This window comes from Acidovorax sp. SRI_002, from assembly GCF_057586455.1.
The window spans coordinates 98239-114777 of the sequence record NZ_JBYCZW010000001.1; the positions used below are offsets into that span (position 1 = coordinate 98239).

A 16539-nucleotide genomic window follows, 5' to 3' on the forward strand; every position below is an offset into this window, starting at 1 on the left:
GCTGGCTGCGTCCCCCTTCCCGAACTGCGCAGCAATTCGAGAGAAAGGGGGAAGGCGCGCAAGCGCCTCAGGGGGTTAAACCACCTTGGCGATCGCCTGGCAGACGTAGTCGATGTTCTTGCTGTTCAGGGCTGCCACACACATGCGGCCGGTGTCGGTACCGTACACGCCGAACTCATTGCGCAGGCGCACCATCTGGTCCTTGGACAGGCCGGAGTAGCTGAACATGCCGATCTGGGTGGTGATGAAGCTCATGTCTTGCTTCACACCCGCAGCCTTGAGACCGTCCACCAGCTTCTGGCGCATGGCCTTGATGCGCACGCGCATCTCGCCCAGTTCCTTCTCCCACATCGCGCGCAGCTCAGGGTTGTTCAGCACGGCAGCCACCACTGCGCCACCGTGGATGGGTGGGTTGGAGTAGTTGGTGCGGATCACGATCTTGAGCTGGCTCAGCACGCGCGAAGCTTCTTCCTTGTCGGCGCACAGCACGGACAGGCCGCCCACGCGCTCACCGTAGAGGCTGAAGCTCTTGCTGAACGAGGTAGAGACAAAGAAGTTGAGGCCTGCAGCCACGAACTTGCCGATCACGGCACCGTCTTCGGCGATGCCGTGGCCAAAGCCTTGGTAGGCCATGTCGAGGAAGGGCGTCAGGCCCTTGGCCTTGACGGCCGCAATCACTTGGTCCCACTGCTCGGGGGTGATGTCGTAGCCCGTGGGGTTGTGGCAGCAGGCGTGCAGCACAACGATGGTGCCGGGGGCTGCAGCGTTCAGGCTGGCGAGCATGCCTTCGAAGTTCACGCCACGCTTTTCCGCGTCGTAGTACGTGTAGGTATCGACTTCAAAACCGGCGTTGGTGAACAGTGCGCGGTGATTTTCCCAGCTGGGGTCGGAGATCAGCACCTTGGCGTTGGGGCTGAGTTTCTTGAGGAAGTCAGCGCCGATCTTCAGGCCGCCCGTGCCACCCACCGCTTGCACGGTAGCCACGCGGCCCGAGGTGACGGGTTCGCTGTCCGCGCCGAACACCAAAGCCTTCACGGCGTTGTCGTAAGCCACGATGCCGTCGATGGGCAGGTAGCCACGGGCCGTGGGGGTGGACATCATGGTCTTTTCTGCCGCCTGCACGCATTGCAGCAGGGGCAGCTTGCCGTTGTCGTCGAAATAAACGCCGACGCCCAGGTTGACCTTGTTGGGGTTGGTGTCGGCGTTGAATTGCTCGTTGAGGCCCAGGATGGGGTCGCGGGGGGCCATTTCGACGGCGGTGAACAGAGACATGAGAATCCTTGAAAGGTTGTCAGTAGCGAAGAATCCGGGCGTGGTGTACTGTGCCGGGTTCGGCCGATTTTAACGGCCTGCCTCTACCAATCGTTGACCGCACCTATGCCGGATCTCACAGAAGTCATAACGGAAAAGCAAGACGGCGAGTTCGTCCATTTCCCCAACTCCCCCTTCGAACTGTTCCAGCCGTACCCACCGGCCGGCGACCAGCCCGAGGCCATCAATAAGCTGGTGGAAGGTTTGAACGATGGGGAAACCTTCCAGACGCTGCTGGGGGTGACGGGCTCTGGCAAGACCTTCACCATGGCCAATGTGATCGCCCGCATGGGGCGCCCGGCGATCATCTTCGCACCCAACAAGACGCTGGCCGCGCAGCTGTACAGCGAGTTCCGCGAGTTCTTCCCCAAGAACGCCGTGGAGTATTTCGTGAGCTACTACGACTACTACCAGCCCGAGGCGTATGTGCCGCAGCGCGACCTGTTCATCGAGAAGGACAGCGCCATCAACGAGCACATCGAGCAGATGCGGCTTTCGTGCACCAAGAGCCTCATGGAGCGCACGGATGTGGTCATCGTGGCCACGGTGTCGGCCATCTACGGCATTGGCGAGCCCGAGAGTTACCACCGCATGGTGATGACGCTGCGCACCGGTGACAAGCTGGGCCAGCGCGACGTAATCGCACAGCTGATACGCATGCAGTACCAGCGCAATGAGGCTGATTTTTCGCGCGGCAAGTTCCGCGTGCGGGGCGACACCATTGATGTGTTTCCGGCCGAGCATTCCGAGCTGGCCGTGCGCATCGAGCTGTTTGACGACGAGATCGAGAGCCTGCAGCTGTTTGACCCGCTCACGGGCCGGGTTAAGCAGAAGATCCCGCGTTTCACGGTGTACCCGAGCAGCCACTACGTCACTCCACGCGACAAGGTGCTGGCAGCGGTGGAGACCATCAAGGTCGAACTGGCCGAGCGCCTCAAACAGTTGCTGGCCGACGGCAAGCTGGTGGAGGCGCAGCGGCTGGAGCAGCGCACGCGCTTTGACCTGGAGATGCTCAGCGAAGTAGGGCACTGCAAGGGCATTGAGAACTACACGCGCCACCTGTCGGGCGCCGCGCCCGGCGACCCGCCCAGCACGCTGACCGACTACATGCCCAAGAACGCTCTGATGTTCCTGGACGAAAGCCATCAGATGATCGGCCAGCTCAACGCCATGTACAGCGGCGACCGCTCGCGCAAGACCACGCTGGTCGAGTATGGCTTTCGCCTGCCCTCGGCGCTGGACAACAGACCGCTCAAATTCGAGGAGTTCGAACAGCGTATGCGGCAGGTCATCTTTGTCACCGCCACGCCGGCAGACTACGAGCGCACGCACTCCGGTCAGATCGTCGACCAGGTGGTGCGCCCCACCGGACTGGTGGACCCCGAGGTTGAAGTACGTCCCGCCACCCATCAGGTGGATGATGTGCTGCAAGAAATACGCATTCGCGTCGAAAAGCATGAGCGCGTACTCATTACTACACTGACCAAGCGCATGGCTGAACAGTTGACCGACTACCTGACAGACAACGGCGTGAAGGTGCGCTACCTGCACAGCGACGTGGACACGGTGGAGCGGGTGGAGATCATCCGCGACCTGCGCCTGGGCGCCTTTGACGTGCTGGTGGGCATCAACCTGCTGCGCGAAGGTCTGGATATCCCCGAGGTGTCGCTGGTGGCGATTCTGGATGCGGACAAGGAAGGCTTCCTGCGGGCCGAGCGCAGCCTGATCCAGACCATCGGCCGTGCGGCGCGGAACCTCAATGGCCGGGCCATCCTCTATGCGGACCGCATCACCGACTCCATGAAAAAAGCCATGGGCGAGACGGAACGCCGGCGCATCAAGCAGATCGCACACAACGAGGCCCACGGAATCACGCCGCGCAGCATTGTCAAGCGGGTAAGAGACCTGATTGACGGGGTTTACAGCGAAAAGGCCGGTAAGGACGCAGAACGGCTGGAGCAGGAAGCCCTGCAGCGCGCCAAGGTGGAGGACATGTCAGAGAAAGACGTGGCGCGCGAGATCAAGCGGCTGGAAAAACTCATGCTGGAACACGCCCGCAATCTGGAGTTCGAGCAGGCCGCCCGGGTTCGGGACCAGCTCACGCGGCTCAAGGACCAGGCATTTGGTGCACATGGCAATGATTCGGTGGCCTTGTAATGGGCGAAAGAACAATCGGAAATAACTATCGGGTCAATTAAAAACTAGTTGGTTTTTTAACCCGACAGATTCGATAGGGATTTGTGTTATACTCGCACAAAATACTCAAGAAAACAGCCCAGCGATGAAGGGCTCCGTGGCAGGCGACTGTTCGGAGTAAGGGGCGGAGACGGTGCCTTGCTGACCAACAGTCAGTGCAGGCGGTTTCTACAACGAACAAGCCTTAGCACAAGGAGCTTGCGATGCGTCTCACAACCAAAGGCCGTTTTGCGGTCACCGCCATGATTGATCTGGCCCTGCGCCAGAACAATGGCCCAGTCACCCTCGCGGCCATCAGCCAGCGCCAGCAGATCTCGCTGTCGTACCTGGAGCAGCTTTTCGGCAAGCTTCGCCGCCATGAACTGGTCGAATCGACCCGTGGCCCCGGTGGCGGTTATACCCTGGCCCGCAAGGCGGGCGACATCACCGTGGCCGACATCATTGTCTCGGTGGATGAGCCCATTGACGCCACGCAGTGCGGTGGCAAGGAAAACTGCCTGGGCGAAGCTGGCCGCTGCATGACTCATGAGCTGTGGGCATCGCTCAACCAACGCATGGTCGAGTTTCTGGATTCCGTCACTCTGCAAAAGCTGGTGGACGAACAGATTGCCAAGGGCGTGCAGATCGAAGACAAGCCGGTGGTACGCCGTGCCATTTCGACGACCCCGGTGGTCAAGCCGATCCGCGTGAATGCTCCGAACTCCGTGTTCGCGCTGGGCAACGTTTTCGCCAAATCCTGATAGCCCAAGGGCTTGTGTCGACCCTGGGGTCGGCACCGCCCTGAACAGTTTTTGAACCCGTTTTTGTTTCTTATTGCGTTTGCCAGCCAGCAACCACTACTGAGCCAGCCATGGACATGACCCCGCACTTCCCCATCTATCTCGACTACGGCGCCACCACCCCCGTGGACCCCCGTGTGGTCGATGCCATGATTCCCTGGTTGCGTGAACACTTCGGCAACCCGGCGTCGCGCAGTCATGCCTGGGGCTGGGAGGCTGAGGAAGCGGTTGAAAAGGCGCGGGTGCAGGTGGCAGACTTGATCGGTGCGGACCCGCGTGAAATCGTGTGGACCAGCGGCGCTACCGAATCCATCAACCTGGCCTTGAAGGGTGCAGCGCACTTCTACAAAGGCAAGGGCAAGCACCTCATTACGCTCAAGACCGAGCACAAGGCCGTGCTGGACACCATGCGTGAGCTGGAGCGGCAGGGTTTTGAAGCCACTTATCTGGATGTGCAGGAAGACGGTCTGGTCAACATGGATGCCCTGAAGGCCGCCATCCGCCCCGATACGGTACTGATCAGCATCCTGTTCGTGAACAACGAAATCGGCGTGATCCAAGACATCCCTGCTATCGGCGCGCTGTGCCGTGAAAAGGGCATCCTGCTGCACGTGGATGCCGCCCAAGCCACAGGCCGGGTCGAAATCGACATGAACGTGCTGCCCATCGATCTGATGAGCATGACCGCGCACAAGACCTACGGACCCAAGGGCGTTGGCGCGCTGTATGTGCGACGCAAGCCTCGTGTTCGGCTGGAAGCGCAGATGCACGGCGGTGGTCACGAGCGTGGCATGCGTTCGGGCACCTTGCCCACGCACCAGATCGTGGGCATGGGTGAAGCCTTTCGCATCGCCAAAGAAGAAATGGCCGAGAGCAATGCCAAGGCCCATGCCTTGCAGCAGCGCTTGCTCGATGGCTTGAAGGACATTGAACAGGTGTTCATCAACGGCAGCATGGAGCGCCGCGTGCCGCAGAACCTGAACATGAGCTTCAACTTCGTCGAAGGCGAATCGCTCATCATGGGCATCAAGGGCCTGGCGGTGTCGTCGGGGTCTGCCTGCACATCCGCCAGTCTGGAGCCCAGCTACGTGTTGCGCGCCCTGGGCCGCAGCGATGAGCTGGCGCACAGCAGCCTGCGGATGACCATCGGCCGTTTCACGACCGAAGAAGAGATCGACTACGCCATCTCCACCATCCGCGAGAACGTGGCCCGCCTGCGCGAATTGAGCCCACTGTGGGAGATGTACAAGGACGGCATCGACATCAGCACCATCCAGTGGGCTGCGCACTGATTTCCTGAAGATTTTGGAAGAATTGAAGAGGTACACATCATGGCTTACTCAGAAAAAGTGGTTGACCATTACGAAAACCCCCGCAATGTGGGTTCGTTCGACAAGGGCGACGATTCGGTGGGCACCGGTATGGTGGGCGCGCCCGCCTGCGGCGACGTGATGAAGCTGCAGATCAAGGTGAACCCCGAGACCGGCGTGATTGAAGACGCGCGCTTCAAGACCTACGGCTGTGGCTCGGCCATCGCCTCGTCTTCGCTGGTGACTGAATGGGTCAAGGGCAAGACGCTGGACGAAGCGGCAGCCCTCAAGAACAGCGAGATCGCTGAAGAGCTGGCCCTGCCGCCCGTCAAGATCCATTGCTCCATCCTGGCTGAAGATGCCATCAAGGCTGCTGTGCTCGACTACAAGACCAAGCACGCAGCCACTGCAACTGCCGCTGCCTGATTTGACAGATAAATAGATCGAGAGACATGGCCATTACGCTGACAGAAGCCGCTGCACGGCACGTCAACCGCTACTTGTCCCGCCGAGGCAAGGGCCTGGGAGTGCGCCTGGGAGTCAAGACGACCGGCTGCTCCGGGCTTGCCTACAAGCTCGAATATGTGGACGACAGCGAGCCTGAGGACATCGTGTTCGAGAACCACGGTGTCAAAGTGCTGATTGACCCCAAGAGCCTGGCCTACATCGACGGCACCGAGCTGGACTTTGTGCGCGAGGGTCTCAATGAAGGCTTCAAGTTCAACAACCCCAACGAGCGTGACCGCTGCGGTTGTGGGGAGAGTTTCCGCGTTTGATCACCAGCTGCTTTCGCGCCGTCGAACCGCCATCGCGTCGCGTGCTGGCGGTTTTTTTCTTGGATTTCCGCATTCAGCCTACTAGCGCATGAACCTGCAATCTGACGACTTTGAATTGTTTGGCCTTGAGCGCCGCTTTGCCCAGGAGCGCAGCGCCATCGATGCGCGCTGGAAGGAACTGCAGCGCGAAGCCCACCCCGACAAATTCGCGGCGCAGGGTGCGGCGGCGCAACGCGTGGCCATGCAGTGGTCCGTGCGCATCAACGAGGCTTACCAACGCCTGAAAGACCCAATGCGCCGCGCGGCCTACCTGTGTGAACTGCATGCAGCCCCCATCAACGCCGAGGACAACACGGCCATGCCCGCTGCGTTTTTGATGCAGCAGATGGAGTGGCGCGAGGCTTTGGAAGATGCCCGCGAAGAGGGCGAACTCGACACGTTGGACGACGCTGTCGCGCAGGCCCGCAGCGCCGCGCTGGCGCAGTGCGAGCAACTCATCGACCAGCAGCAGGACTACGCGGGCGCGGCCCGCCAGGTTAGAGCCCTCATGTTCATTGCGCGATTTGCCGACGACATTGAACGACGCCGAGAGCAACTGGGACAATAGAGCGGTTTTGCCTTCCCCTTGGGGCCTCTATCGTTTGCTGATCTGACGGTAGGCTCCACCACGTTGAGACCCGAAATTTCATGGCGCTTTTGCAGATTTCCGAACCCGGCCAATCTCCCGACCCACACCAGCGGCACATTGCCGTGGGCATTGACCTGGGCACGACCCATTCGTTGGTTGCCGCCGTGCGCAATGGCGTGGCAGAGTGCCTGCCCGACGCGCAGGGCAGGGTGCTGCTGCCCTCCGTTGTGCGCTACCTCGAAAACGGTGGTCGCCAGATCGGATATGACGCCGTGGCGGCGCAGGCCCAGGATGCGCGCAACACCATCGCCTCGGCCAAGCGCTTCATGGGGCGTGGCCTGAAAGACGTGGCGGAAGCGGGCAAGTTGCCCTACGACTTCGTGGTTGCTGCCGATAGTGACGAGGGCGGTATGGTCAGTCTCGCTACGGTGGATGGCAACAAGTCGCCCGTTGAGGTCAGCGCTGAGATTCTGGCCACGCTGCGCTACCGAGCCGAAGACACCTTCAACGACGATCTCTATGGCGCCGTCATCACCGTGCCGGCCTACTTTGACGACGCGCAGCGCCAGGCCACCAAGGATGCGACCAAGCTTGCCGGCATTAACCTGCTGCGCCTGATCAACGAGCCCACCGCTGCCGCGATTGCCTATGGCCTGGACAACGCCAGCGAGGGGGTCTATGCCGTATACGACCTGGGCGGAGGCACCTTTGACATCTCGATCTTGCGCCTGACGCAGGGCGTGTTTGAAGTCATTTCCACGGGGGGTGACTCGGCTTTGGGGGGGGATGACTACGATGCCGCGCTGGCTGACTGGGTCCTGCAACAGCTAGGGCTGCGGGCGACCACTGCAGCCGACAAATCCGCCGTGCGCATGGCTGCACGCGCCTGCAAGGAGGCCTTGACTGCTACTGATTTGGCAGCATTCAGCGCTTTACTATCAAGCGCTGAGGCCCGATTTGACGTCAAACGGTCGGACTTTGAAGCGATCACAGCCGACTTGACGGCACGCTCCATGGCCGCAGTGCGCCGTGCGCTGCGTGATGCCCATCTGGCACGGGACGAGGTGCAAGGCGTGGTGATGGTGGGTGGCTCCACCCGCATGCCGCAAGTGCAGCGCGCCGTTGAGGAGTTCTTCGGCAAGCCGCCGCTGACCAACCTCAATCCCGATGAAGTCGTAGCCTTGGGCGCCGCCATCCAGGCCAACCAGCTGGCGGGCAACAACACCTCAGGTGATCTGCTGCTGCTTGATGTGATTCCGCTGTCGCTGGGCATCGAAACCATGGGCGGGCTGGTGGAACGCATCGTGGCGCGTAACGAGACCATTCCCACCGCCAAGGCGCAGGACTTCACCACGTACAAGGATGGTCAGACCGCCTTGGCGATCCATGTGGTGCAGGGCGAACGCGACCTGGTGCAAGACTGCCGCAGCCTCGCGCGTTTTGAGCTGCGTGGCATCCCGCCCATGGCCGCAGGGGCTGCTCGCATCCGTGTGACCTTTACCGTCGACGCCGATGGACTTTTGAGTGTGAGTGCGAAGGAGCAGGGTAGCGGTGTGGAAGCGCGCATTGATGTGAAGCCGTCATATGGTCTCTCCGATGACCAGATTGCGCGCATGCTGCAGGACGGGTTTGCCACTGCCGCGCAGGACATGAAGGCTCGCGCCGTGGTCGAGGCGCGCGTGGATGCCGACCGTATGCTGATCGCCACCCAGAGTGCGTTGGATGCGGATGGCGATGTGCTCAGCCCCAAGGAGCGCGCCGCCATCGATGCCTTGATGGTGGCCTTGCGCCACCAGCGCGATGCCGATGATGCCGCTGTCATCGAAGCCGCGACCGATGCACTGGCCAAAGGCACCGAAGGTTTTGCGGCCCAGCGCATGAATCGCGGCATCCAGCAGGCATTGGCTGGCAAGAACGTCGCGAGCCTCTGAGCGTGCCCGGCGGATCCCTCTGAACAAGAAAAAGACACCCCATGCCCGTCATCAAAATCCTCCCCCATCCCGAATACTGCCCCGCAGGTACTGAAATCACGGCGCCTGCTGGCACCTCGATCTGCGAAGCCCTGCTGGACAACCACATCAACATCGAGCACGCCTGTGACATGAGCTGCGCTTGCACCACCTGCCACGTCATCGTGCGCCAGGGGCTGAGCTCGCTCAACCAGGCCGAGGAAGAGGAAGAAGACCTGTTGGACCGCGCCTGGGGCCTGGAGCCACAATCGCGCCTGTCGTGCCAGGCCATCCTTGCGCAAACCGATCTGACCGTCGAAATTCCGAAATACACGATCAACCACGCGAAGGAAAACCACTGATGTCCCGGCAAATTGTTCTGGACACCGAAACCACCGGCCTGTCGGCCGAGGGGGGCGATCGCATCATTGAACTGGGCTGTGTAGAGCTGCTCAATCGCAAGCTCACCGGTAACAACCTGCACCTGTACTTCAATCCCGGCCGCGACAGCCACGAAGACGCGCTGAAGGTGCACGGCATCAGCAACGAGTTCCTGAAGGACAAGCCCAAGTTCGCCGAGGTGGTGGATGACATCCTGCAGTACCTGCAAGGTGCCGAGATCATCATCCACAACGCCGCGTTCGATGTGGGCTTTCTGAACAAGGAGCTGGAACTGGTGGGGCGTCCCGCGTTTCGCACCTATGTGGAGAGCGTGACCGACACGCTGGCCATGGCCAAGGAGATGTACCCGGGCAAGCGCAATTCGCTCGATGCCCTGTGCGACCGCCTGGGTGTGGACAACTCGGGCCGCACGCTGCATGGCGCCTTGCTGGATGCCGAGCTGCTGGCCGATGTATACATCAATCTCACGCGCGGCCAGGATGCCCTGCTGATTTCCGATGATGCGCAGGACAGTGGCGATGGCCTGAAGATCGCAGCCATCGACCTGCGCGGATTGAGCCTGCCCGTCCTGCGTGCCAGTGAGCAGGAACAGGTGGCCCACGCGGAGCTACTGGTGCAGATCGACAAGGCCAGTGGTGGCAAAACAATTTGGAGAACTGTTCAGGCGGCCTGAAAAGCTGTGCCATAATAGAGGGCTGTCACAGAGACACGGGTGATTAGCTCAGCGGTAGAGCACTGCCTTCACACGGCAGGGGTCACATGTTCGATCCATGTATCACCCACCACGCTTTTTGACTTCTTGCGAATGCACTCTGTTTCAGGGTGCCTACGTCGGGTGATTAGCTCAGCGGTAGAGCACTGCCTTCACACGGCAGGGGTCACATGTTCGATCCATGTATCACCCACCAATTTGAAAACCCCTGCAGATTTTGGTCTGCAGGGGTTTTTTCATGGGCGTTTGCATAGGCGGCTGTTTCGCCTGCTGCACGCCGCAGAGAGACTAAAGTGTCGGACCATGATTCCACGGGAGTTGCATTTCCTGGAACCGCACTCGCTGTCCTCTGGCCTCTTTGCCGCTATCGATACGCCCTGACCCATGATCACCTTCCACAATCCGTTTCACCAGGGTCACGCCCCCGTCCATGAATTTTTTCGCGGCGAACGCGTGCCGTGTTTTGAGAAGCCTGCACGCGTGGACTATGTCGAAGAGGCGCTGCGGGCGCGGGGCCATGGCCTGATGGCCCCGGATGTGGATAGTGCCCCGGTGTTGTCTCAGGTGCACGCGCCACGCTATTTGGCCTTTTTGCAGACCGCTTGGCAGCATTGGCTGGCCCTCGACCCTGCCAACGCTGGAGTGCAGCCATTCCCGTCGGTCTGGCCCGTGCGTACCTTGCGCAGTGATCTGGAGCCTGAGAATTTTGTGGCACGCCTGGGCCTGTACTCCATGGACAACGGCACGCCCATGGCGTCGGGTACCTGGGCTGCAGCCAAGGCGGGAGCCGATGCTGCCGCCAGCGCTGCGACCCTTGTGGCGCGAGGGGCCCGCGCGGCGTTTTGCTGCACAAGGCCGCCCGGCCACCATGCCGGCCCCGACTTCATGGGCGGCTATTGTTTTCTGAACAATGCTGCCGTGGCCGCACAGGTGCTGCGCAACCAGGGTGCACAGCGTGTGGCGTTGCTTGATGTGGACTACCACCACGGCAACGGCACGCAAAGCATCTTCTACGACCGGGCCGATGTGCTGTTCATCAGCATCCATGGCGATCCCCGCACCGAGTACCCGTTTTATCTGGGCCATGCGGACGAAACCGGGGTGGGCGAGGGCGCGGGATTCAATCTGAACCTGCCGCTGCCTGCAGGCACCAGTGCGACGACCTGGTTCGATGCGCTGGAAAGCGCCTGTGCGCGTATTGCCAGCCAGGGGGCCGACGCCCTGGTGGTCTCCCTCGGGCTCGATACCTTTGAGGGCGATCCCATCTCCAAGTTTGCGCTGGCGTCCGCCGATTTCACCCGGGTGGGTGAGCGCCTTGCACGGGCGGGCCTGCCCACCGTCTTTGTGCTGGAAGGTGGCTATGCGGCTGCAGAACTGGGCACCAACGCCGTCAATGTGCTCGACGGGTTCGAGCAGGTTTGAGGATGCGGTGCCTATTGGAGAGCTGAGTGATGGCGGATGCTGTTGATTGTGTGGTGGTTGGTGCGGGTGTCGTGGGCCTTGCCGTCGCGCGGGCGCTGGCCCTGCAGGGCCGTGAAGTAATGGTGCTGGAGTCTGCCGATGCCATCGGAACGGGTATCAGCTCGCGCAACAGCGAGGTGATCCATGCCGGGATCTACTACCCTACCGATTCGTTGAAGGCCAAGCTGTGCGTGCGAGGCCGAGACATGCTGTATGCCTACTGCATTGAGCGCAATGTGCCTCACCGCCGCTGCGGCAAACTCCTGGTGGCAACCTCGACGGGCCAGTTGTCAAGTCTTGAGTCCATCCAGGCGCGGGCGCAAGCCAACGGCGTGCTGGATCTGCGCTGGCTAGGTCGCCATGAAGCCCAGGCCATGGAACCTGCGCTGGAATGTGTTGCCGCTTTGTTTTCGCCCAGTACCGGCATTGTGGACAGCCATGCCCTGATGCTCGCGCTGCAGGGCGATCTGGAGCATGCGGGGGGACTTGTTGCACTGAATTCGCCCATGGCGCTTGCGGAATGTGCGCAAGATGCTATAAATTTGGAAGCATTCGACGGTACGCGCTTGCGAGCGCGCACGGTGGTCAATGCAGCAGGGCTGCACGCCCCCGCGCTGGCCCGCCGATTCGCAGGGCTGGGGGTGGATCAGGTGCCCCATGCTCGCTGTGCCAAAGGCAGCTATTTCACGCTGTCCGGCAAAGCCCCCTTCAGCCGCTTGATCTACCCCGTGCCCGAGGCCGCAGGCCTGGGTGTGCATCTGACACTGGACCTGGGTGGGCAGGCCAAGTTCGGCCCCGACGTGCAGTGGGTGGATTCGCCAGATGACCTGTTGGTAGACCCCGCACGCGGAGATGCGTTTTACGCCGAGGTCCGCAAGTACTGGCCCGCACTGCGCGACGGGGAGCTGGCACCCGGCTATGCGGGCATGCGGCCCAAGATCCACGGACCGGATGAGCCGGCAGCGGACTTTGTGATCCAGGGACCATCAGTCCATGGCATCCCCGGTCTCGTGAACCTGTTTGGCATTGAGTCCCCGGGGTTGACAAGTTCTCTAGCGATTGCAGAACATGTGGCCGCACTCATTTGATCTGGGGCAAGCCATTTGCAATCGGTAACCTCTTGAGACCCCGTCCTACGAAGGGGAACAGAGCGGATGACTAAGATGAACTGGTGTTTTGCACGGCTCTGCCGACAGGGCTGACTGATTTTTTTGTTGCTTAAAGAAAGGCTTGTATGACTGCTTCCGACACCACCACGACCCAGGGCGAACTGGAAAAGCTGGTTTCTGATCTGCGGGGGCTACTGGCCAACAAAGATCTCGACGCGGTTCCGGAAATCAAGCTGCTGCGCCAGCGTCTTGACGATGGCATGCACAACGTGCGCGAGTCTGCCGTGCGTGCGGCGCAAGATGCCGCCCGCCAGGCCAAAGAAGCGGCACTTGCGGCCGACCGCTATGCGCATGATGAACCATGGCGCGTGGCCGGGGCCGCACTGGCGGTGGGCGCGCTGGTGGGCTTCCTGCTTGCACGCCGCTGATCCGGGCCGTCAGGGCTCGGTTGCACAACACGGGGGCTGCGCATGAACTGGCTTTCTCTTCTGGGGCTGGAGTCGCTGGTGGCCCGGTGGCGCGCCAATGTGATCGAAGGCGCCATTGCGGCCGAAGACCGGATGGACCTCGCCCGTCTGGAATGGCAGGATCAGAAACAACGCCTGCAGCAGATGCTGGTGTTGACCATCGTGGTGGCGGGGCTCACGGTGGTGGCCTTGATCATGCTTTCGTTGGCGGTGCTGGTTCATTTCTGGGATACCCCCCATCGCACGCTGGTGGCCTGGTTGGTCGCGGCCGTGTGGACTGTGGGATGGGCCGCGACGCTGATGTCGCTGGTTTCCGTGGTTCAGAAGGCGGGCAATGGCTTCGCCCTCACGCGCCGCGAACTCGCACAGGACTGGCGTGACATCAAGGAGCGTTTGTAATGGCGACGACCCCTTCATCTCCATCCCCCATGTCACAGCCTGTGTTTCCCCCGCCGACGGCTGCCCAGCAGCGGGTGCTGGACCGCATTGCCCTGCAACGCGAACGTCTTCGCGCTCGCAGGGCTGCACGGGCCCAGTCGCTGGCCTTGGCGCAGCGTGACCCTGGGGCAGGCGGCATGGACGAATCCCTGGCGCTTCGCGCCGCAGGGTTTGCGCGGGAGCATCCCCTGGCGGTTGCGGCCATGGCAGGGGTTGCCTTGGTGGCAGGGCCGCGCCGCCTGATTCGTTGGGCGGGTGTGCTGCTGCCCATGTTGATGCGGCTGCGGCGCTAGGCCGGTGCTGCACGCACCTGCGCAAGGCGGCCTGCCTCTCGCAAACACAAAGAGCCGCTGATCACAGCGGCTCTTTGTGTTTCCGGTTCAGCGGGGCGACCTGGACTCAACCCATGGCTTTGATGGCCTTTGCGGCCTTCACCACCAAAGCGGGGCCTTCGTAGATCAGTCCGGTATAGATCTGCACCACGTCGGCGCCCGCGCGGACTTTGCTGACGGCATCCTCTGCGCTCATGATGCCGCCCACACCAATGATGGGAAAGCGGCTGCCCAGTGCGGCCCGCAACTGGCGGATGACCTGGTTGCTGGCCTCCAAAACCGGCGCTCCGCTCAGGCCGCCGGTCTCTCCTGCATGGCGCAGGCCTTGCACGGCAGTGCGGCTGATGGTGGTATTGGTCGCGATCACGCCGTCCATCCCATGGCGTTGCAGTGTGGCGGCGATCACGGACACCTGGGCTTCGTCGAGGTCGGGGGCAATCTTCACAAACACCGGCACGCGGCGGCCATGCTGTGTGGCCAGGGCCTCACGCCTTTCGGCGATGGCACCCAGCAGGGCGTCCAGGGCAGCGTCGCTTTGCAGAGCGCGCAGGTTCTGGGTGTTGGGTGAGCTGATGTTGACTGTGACGTAGTCAGCGTGGGCGTAGACGCCCTCCAGGCAGGTCAGGTAGTCGCTGGTGGCATTCTCGATGGGGGTGGTGGCGTTCTTTCCGATGTTGAGGCCCAGCAGAAGGGGATGTTTGCGGCTTTGGGTGCGAAATTGCGCCTGCTGCACGTTGTGCAGGAAGGCGTCCAGGCCCCCGTTGTTGAAGCCCAGGCGGTTGATCAGCGCCCGGGCTTCGGGCAGGCGGAACATGCGCGGCTTGGGGTTGCCGGGCTGCGCCTTGGGCGTCACCGTGCCCACTTCGACAAAGCCGAAGCCCATGGCACCGAGCGCGTCAATGCAGCGGGCGTTCTTGTCCAGGCCTGCCGCCATACCCACGCGGTTGGGAAAGGTCAGGCCTGCCAGTTCCACGGGGTCGTCCACGGTTTCGTTGCACCAGGCCCACTGCAGCGGAGTGCGCTGCCCGCGTGCCAGCATGTCCATGGTGAGTTCGTGGGCGGTCTCGGCATCCATGCCAAAGAGAAAGGGGCGGGTGAGGGCGTAGGGGATCAGGGACATGGAGGGATAATTCAAGGATTACCCCTGATTTTCTCCCATGACGACCACTCCTTCCCTGACCCAAGACGAACTCAAGACCCTGGTAGGCCAAGCCGCACTGCAATATGTGGTGCCTGGCGAGATTGTGGGCGTAGGCACCGGCTCCACCGTCAACAAGTTCATTGACGCACTGGCCACCATCAAGGACCAGATCAAGGGTGCTGTCTCCAGCTCGGTGGCCAGCACAGAGCGGCTCAAGGCGCTCGGTATTCCAGTGTTTGATGCCAACGAAGTGGCTTCGCTTGCGGTCTACATCGACGGTGCCGACGAGATCGATGGCAAAGGCCATATGGTCAAGGGCGGTGGCGCTGCGCTGACGCGCGAGAAGATCGTCGCGGCACTGGCCACGCGTTTTGTGTGTATTGCCGATGAATCCAAGCTGGTCCAGGCGCTGGGGCAGTTTCCCTTGCCGGTCGAGGTGATCCCCATGGCTGCCAACCACATTGCACGGCGTTTTGCGGCGATGGGGGGGCAGGCGCAGCTGCGGATGCGGGATGGGCAACCCCTGGTGACCGACAACGGTCAACACATCCTGGATGTCCGTGGGCTCTCGATCGCGGACCCGTTGGCGTTTGAATCCGACATCAACCAGTGGCCGGGGGTGGTGACGGTGGGGGTTTTTGCCCACCAGAAGGCGTCTGTCTGCCTGTTGGGCACCGCACAGGGTGTGAAAACGCTCACCTACTGAGCATGAACTCCTGAGCAGTTTTTCCGGCAAAGAAAAAGGGGCCTGAATAGGCCCCTTTGTTTTGGCAGTTGGCCGCGCGTTCCCGCGCTCCGAGATCAGAACCGGATACCTGCGGGATTGCTGGGCGATGGCCCATCATTGACAGGTGCGGGCGGGCGTGCCCTGGATGGTGCTGCGGGCGCTGGGGCCGAGGCCGCTGCTGCGGGTTCTGCCGCCTTGACGGCCACCAGCGGCGTGGGCGCTGGCTGGCGGTAGTTTCGGGGCAGTGCGGATTGTTTCGGGTAGCCCGCAGCGTCCAGATACTGTACCCATTCCCCTTCGGAAAAGCCTGCGAGCTGCTGGCCGCCGATGGTGCCGAAGGGCAGGCCGGTACCGCCACTCAACCTTTGAAACGCCGCGATGTCTTCGTTGCTGGACACGGTGCGCTCGGTGAAAGGGACACCCCGTGACGTGAGCAGGTTGCGCGCAGAGGTGCAGGGCGGGCAGTCGTTGCCGGTGTAGAGAGTGACCGGAAAGCGGTTGGCAACCTGGCGCAGCTCGTAGGGCAGCGCGCCGTTGGCAACAGCGGGCGCCTCGTTGGCCGTGCGGGCGGGCTGCGCGTTGGCATTGGCGTCGGCGGGAGGTCGGTCTGAAAACGTCACTTTGCCATCCGGGCCGACGATGCGGTAGACGCCTTGTGCTTGCACGCCGGCGCAGGCCAGTGTCATCAGCAAAGTCGCCAACAGGGGGGCGGTCAGTGGCTTGTGCATGTTCATTCTCCTTGCTCCTTCTTTGTCGTCAGGCCTGGGTGCAACGTGTGCATTTCAGGCCGTGGGTTCGGTT

Annotated in this window: 18 protein-coding genes and 2 tRNA genes; 17 read left to right on the forward strand and 3 right to left on the reverse strand. The window is 61.9% G+C overall.

Annotated elements, in window-relative coordinates; all coding sequences use genetic code 11:
• Window positions 1-75: 75 nt before the first annotated feature.
• On the reverse strand, window positions 76-1272 hold the full coding sequence (locus AC2YJX_RS00435; RefSeq protein WP_055395858.1) for an amino acid aminotransferase: 1197 nt from the start codon (window positions 1270-1272) through the stop codon (window positions 76-78).
• Window positions 1273-1377: 105 nt separating this feature from the next.
• On the opposite strand from AC2YJX_RS00435, the gene uvrB reads away from it, so the two are divergent.
• From uvrB to AC2YJX_RS00515, 16 genes are all read left to right on the forward strand, one after another.
• Window positions 1378-3468 carry an excinuclease ABC subunit UvrB gene (uvrB, locus tag AC2YJX_RS00440; protein ID WP_487254920.1) on the forward strand — a complete coding sequence of 697 codons (2091 nt, stop codon included), beginning with the start codon at window positions 1378-1380 and terminating at the stop codon, window positions 3466-3468.
• Window positions 3469-3710: 242 nt separating this feature from the next.
• Window positions 3711-4247 (forward strand): Fe-S cluster assembly transcriptional regulator IscR, encoded by a 537-nt coding sequence (iscR, locus tag AC2YJX_RS00445; protein ID WP_008904778.1) that lies wholly within the window; start codon window positions 3711-3713, stop codon window positions 4245-4247.
• 110 nt (window positions 4248-4357) lie between these two features.
• Complete coding sequence (locus tag AC2YJX_RS00450; protein WP_121420095.1) at window positions 4358-5578, forward strand: IscS subfamily cysteine desulfurase; 1221 nt, start codon at window positions 4358-4360, stop codon at window positions 5576-5578.
• Between the two features lie 39 nt (window positions 5579-5617).
• On the forward strand, window positions 5618-6022 hold the full coding sequence (gene iscU, locus AC2YJX_RS00455) for a Fe-S cluster assembly scaffold IscU (RefSeq protein WP_121420096.1): 405 nt from the start codon (window positions 5618-5620) through the stop codon (window positions 6020-6022).
• A gap of 26 nt (window positions 6023-6048) precedes the next feature.
• A complete protein-coding gene (gene iscA, locus AC2YJX_RS00460; protein ID WP_008904781.1) occupies window positions 6049-6372 on the forward strand; it encodes an iron-sulfur cluster assembly protein IscA in 324 nt (107 codons plus the stop codon).
• 88 nt (window positions 6373-6460) lie between these two features.
• Complete coding sequence (gene hscB, locus AC2YJX_RS00465) at window positions 6461-6979, forward strand: Fe-S protein assembly co-chaperone HscB (protein ID WP_218301025.1); 519 nt, start codon at window positions 6461-6463, stop codon at window positions 6977-6979.
• An 80-nt stretch (window positions 6980-7059) separates the two neighbouring features.
• Window positions 7060-8931 carry a Fe-S protein assembly chaperone HscA gene (gene hscA / locus AC2YJX_RS00470; protein WP_487254921.1) on the forward strand — a complete coding sequence of 624 codons (1872 nt, stop codon included), beginning with the start codon at window positions 7060-7062 and terminating at the stop codon, window positions 8929-8931.
• Between the two features lie 41 nt (window positions 8932-8972).
• Window positions 8973-9311 (forward strand): ISC system 2Fe-2S type ferredoxin, encoded by a 339-nt coding sequence (gene fdx / locus AC2YJX_RS00475; RefSeq protein WP_228895220.1) that lies wholly within the window; start codon window positions 8973-8975, stop codon window positions 9309-9311.
• Window positions 9311-10024, forward strand: coding sequence for a DNA polymerase III subunit epsilon (gene dnaQ, locus AC2YJX_RS00480; RefSeq protein ID WP_228895222.1), 714 nt, complete (start codon window positions 9311-9313; stop codon window positions 10022-10024). Before fdx ends, dnaQ begins: the two co-directional genes overlap by 1 nt.
• Before the next feature lie 37 nt (window positions 10025-10061).
• Window positions 10062-10136 (forward strand) — tRNA-Val (locus AC2YJX_RS00485).
• Between the two features lie 48 nt (window positions 10137-10184).
• Window positions 10185-10259: transfer RNA gene (locus AC2YJX_RS00490), tRNA-Val, on the forward strand.
• Window positions 10260-10447: 188 nt separating this feature from the next.
• Window positions 10448-11485: a histone deacetylase family protein gene (locus AC2YJX_RS00495; protein ID WP_487254922.1), complete on the forward strand. Its 1038-nt coding sequence runs from the start codon at window positions 10448-10450 to the stop codon at window positions 11483-11485.
• Between the two features lie 29 nt (window positions 11486-11514).
• The gene (locus tag AC2YJX_RS00500; RefSeq protein WP_487254923.1) at window positions 11515-12612 is read left to right on the forward strand and encodes an NAD(P)/FAD-dependent oxidoreductase; all 1098 of its coding nucleotides are present in this window, start codon (window positions 11515-11517) and stop codon (window positions 12610-12612) included.
• A gap of 146 nt (window positions 12613-12758) precedes the next feature.
• Window positions 12759-13061, forward strand: a complete 303-nt coding sequence (locus tag AC2YJX_RS00505; protein WP_008904788.1) for a DUF883 family protein — start codon at window positions 12759-12761, stop codon at window positions 13059-13061.
• A gap of 42 nt (window positions 13062-13103) precedes the next feature.
• Window positions 13104-13499 carry a phage holin family protein gene (locus AC2YJX_RS00510; protein WP_055395878.1) on the forward strand — a complete coding sequence of 132 codons (396 nt, stop codon included), beginning with the start codon at window positions 13104-13106 and terminating at the stop codon, window positions 13497-13499.
• Window positions 13499-13831 (forward strand): hypothetical protein, encoded by a 333-nt coding sequence (locus tag AC2YJX_RS00515; protein ID WP_436130208.1) that lies wholly within the window; start codon window positions 13499-13501, stop codon window positions 13829-13831. The genes AC2YJX_RS00510 and AC2YJX_RS00515 overlap by 1 nt, the downstream gene beginning before the upstream one ends.
• Window positions 13832-13937: 106 nt before the next feature.
• Here the strand turns inward: AC2YJX_RS00515 and AC2YJX_RS00520 are convergent, their stop codons facing one another.
• Window positions 13938-14990 (reverse strand): quinone-dependent dihydroorotate dehydrogenase, encoded by a 1053-nt coding sequence (locus tag AC2YJX_RS00520; RefSeq protein ID WP_487254924.1) that lies wholly within the window; start codon window positions 14988-14990, stop codon window positions 13938-13940.
• Window positions 14991-15027: 37 nt separating this feature from the next.
• Between AC2YJX_RS00520 and rpiA the strand changes: the two genes are divergently transcribed.
• Complete coding sequence (gene rpiA / locus AC2YJX_RS00525) at window positions 15028-15717, forward strand: ribose-5-phosphate isomerase RpiA (RefSeq protein ID WP_121506478.1); 690 nt, start codon at window positions 15028-15030, stop codon at window positions 15715-15717.
• Between the two features lie 95 nt (window positions 15718-15812).
• Here rpiA and AC2YJX_RS00530 read toward each other — a convergent pair whose 3' ends face one another.
• On the reverse strand, window positions 15813-16466 hold the full coding sequence (locus AC2YJX_RS00530) for a glutaredoxin domain-containing protein (RefSeq protein ID WP_487254925.1): 654 nt from the start codon (window positions 16464-16466) through the stop codon (window positions 15813-15815).
• Between the last annotated feature and the right edge of the window lie 73 nt (window positions 16467-16539).

Coding starts and splice junctions, on each gene's coding strand:
- AC2YJX_RS00435 (WP_055395858.1), bottom strand. CDS start 1,272: ATGTCTCTGTTCACCGCCGTCGAAATGGCCCCCCGCGACCCCATCCTG.
- uvrB (WP_487254920.1), top strand. CDS start 1,378: ATGCCGGATCTCACAGAAGTCATAACGGAAAAGCAAGACGGCGAGTTC.
- iscR (WP_008904778.1), top strand. CDS start 3,711: ATGCGTCTCACAACCAAAGGCCGTTTTGCGGTCACCGCCATGATTGAT.
- AC2YJX_RS00450 (WP_121420095.1), top strand. CDS start 4,358: ATGGACATGACCCCGCACTTCCCCATCTATCTCGACTACGGCGCCACC.
- iscU (WP_121420096.1), top strand. CDS start 5,618: ATGGCTTACTCAGAAAAAGTGGTTGACCATTACGAAAACCCCCGCAAT.
- iscA (WP_008904781.1), top strand. CDS start 6,049: ATGGCCATTACGCTGACAGAAGCCGCTGCACGGCACGTCAACCGCTAC.
- hscB (WP_218301025.1), top strand. CDS start 6,461: ATGAACCTGCAATCTGACGACTTTGAATTGTTTGGCCTTGAGCGCCGC.
- hscA (WP_487254921.1), top strand. CDS start 7,060: ATGGCGCTTTTGCAGATTTCCGAACCCGGCCAATCTCCCGACCCACAC.
- fdx (WP_228895220.1), top strand. CDS start 8,973: ATGCCCGTCATCAAAATCCTCCCCCATCCCGAATACTGCCCCGCAGGT.
- dnaQ (WP_228895222.1), top strand. CDS start 9,311: ATGTCCCGGCAAATTGTTCTGGACACCGAAACCACCGGCCTGTCGGCC.
- AC2YJX_RS00495 (WP_487254922.1), top strand. CDS start 10,448: ATGATCACCTTCCACAATCCGTTTCACCAGGGTCACGCCCCCGTCCAT.
- AC2YJX_RS00500 (WP_487254923.1), top strand. CDS start 11,515: ATGGCGGATGCTGTTGATTGTGTGGTGGTTGGTGCGGGTGTCGTGGGC.
- AC2YJX_RS00505 (WP_008904788.1), top strand. CDS start 12,759: ATGACTGCTTCCGACACCACCACGACCCAGGGCGAACTGGAAAAGCTG.
- AC2YJX_RS00510 (WP_055395878.1), top strand. CDS start 13,104: ATGAACTGGCTTTCTCTTCTGGGGCTGGAGTCGCTGGTGGCCCGGTGG.
- AC2YJX_RS00515 (WP_436130208.1), top strand. CDS start 13,499: ATGGCGACGACCCCTTCATCTCCATCCCCCATGTCACAGCCTGTGTTT.
- AC2YJX_RS00520 (WP_487254924.1), bottom strand. CDS start 14,990: ATGTCCCTGATCCCCTACGCCCTCACCCGCCCCTTTCTCTTTGGCATG.
- rpiA (WP_121506478.1), top strand. CDS start 15,028: ATGACGACCACTCCTTCCCTGACCCAAGACGAACTCAAGACCCTGGTA.
- AC2YJX_RS00530 (WP_487254925.1), bottom strand. CDS start 16,466: ATGCACAAGCCACTGACCGCCCCCCTGTTGGCGACTTTGCTGATGACA.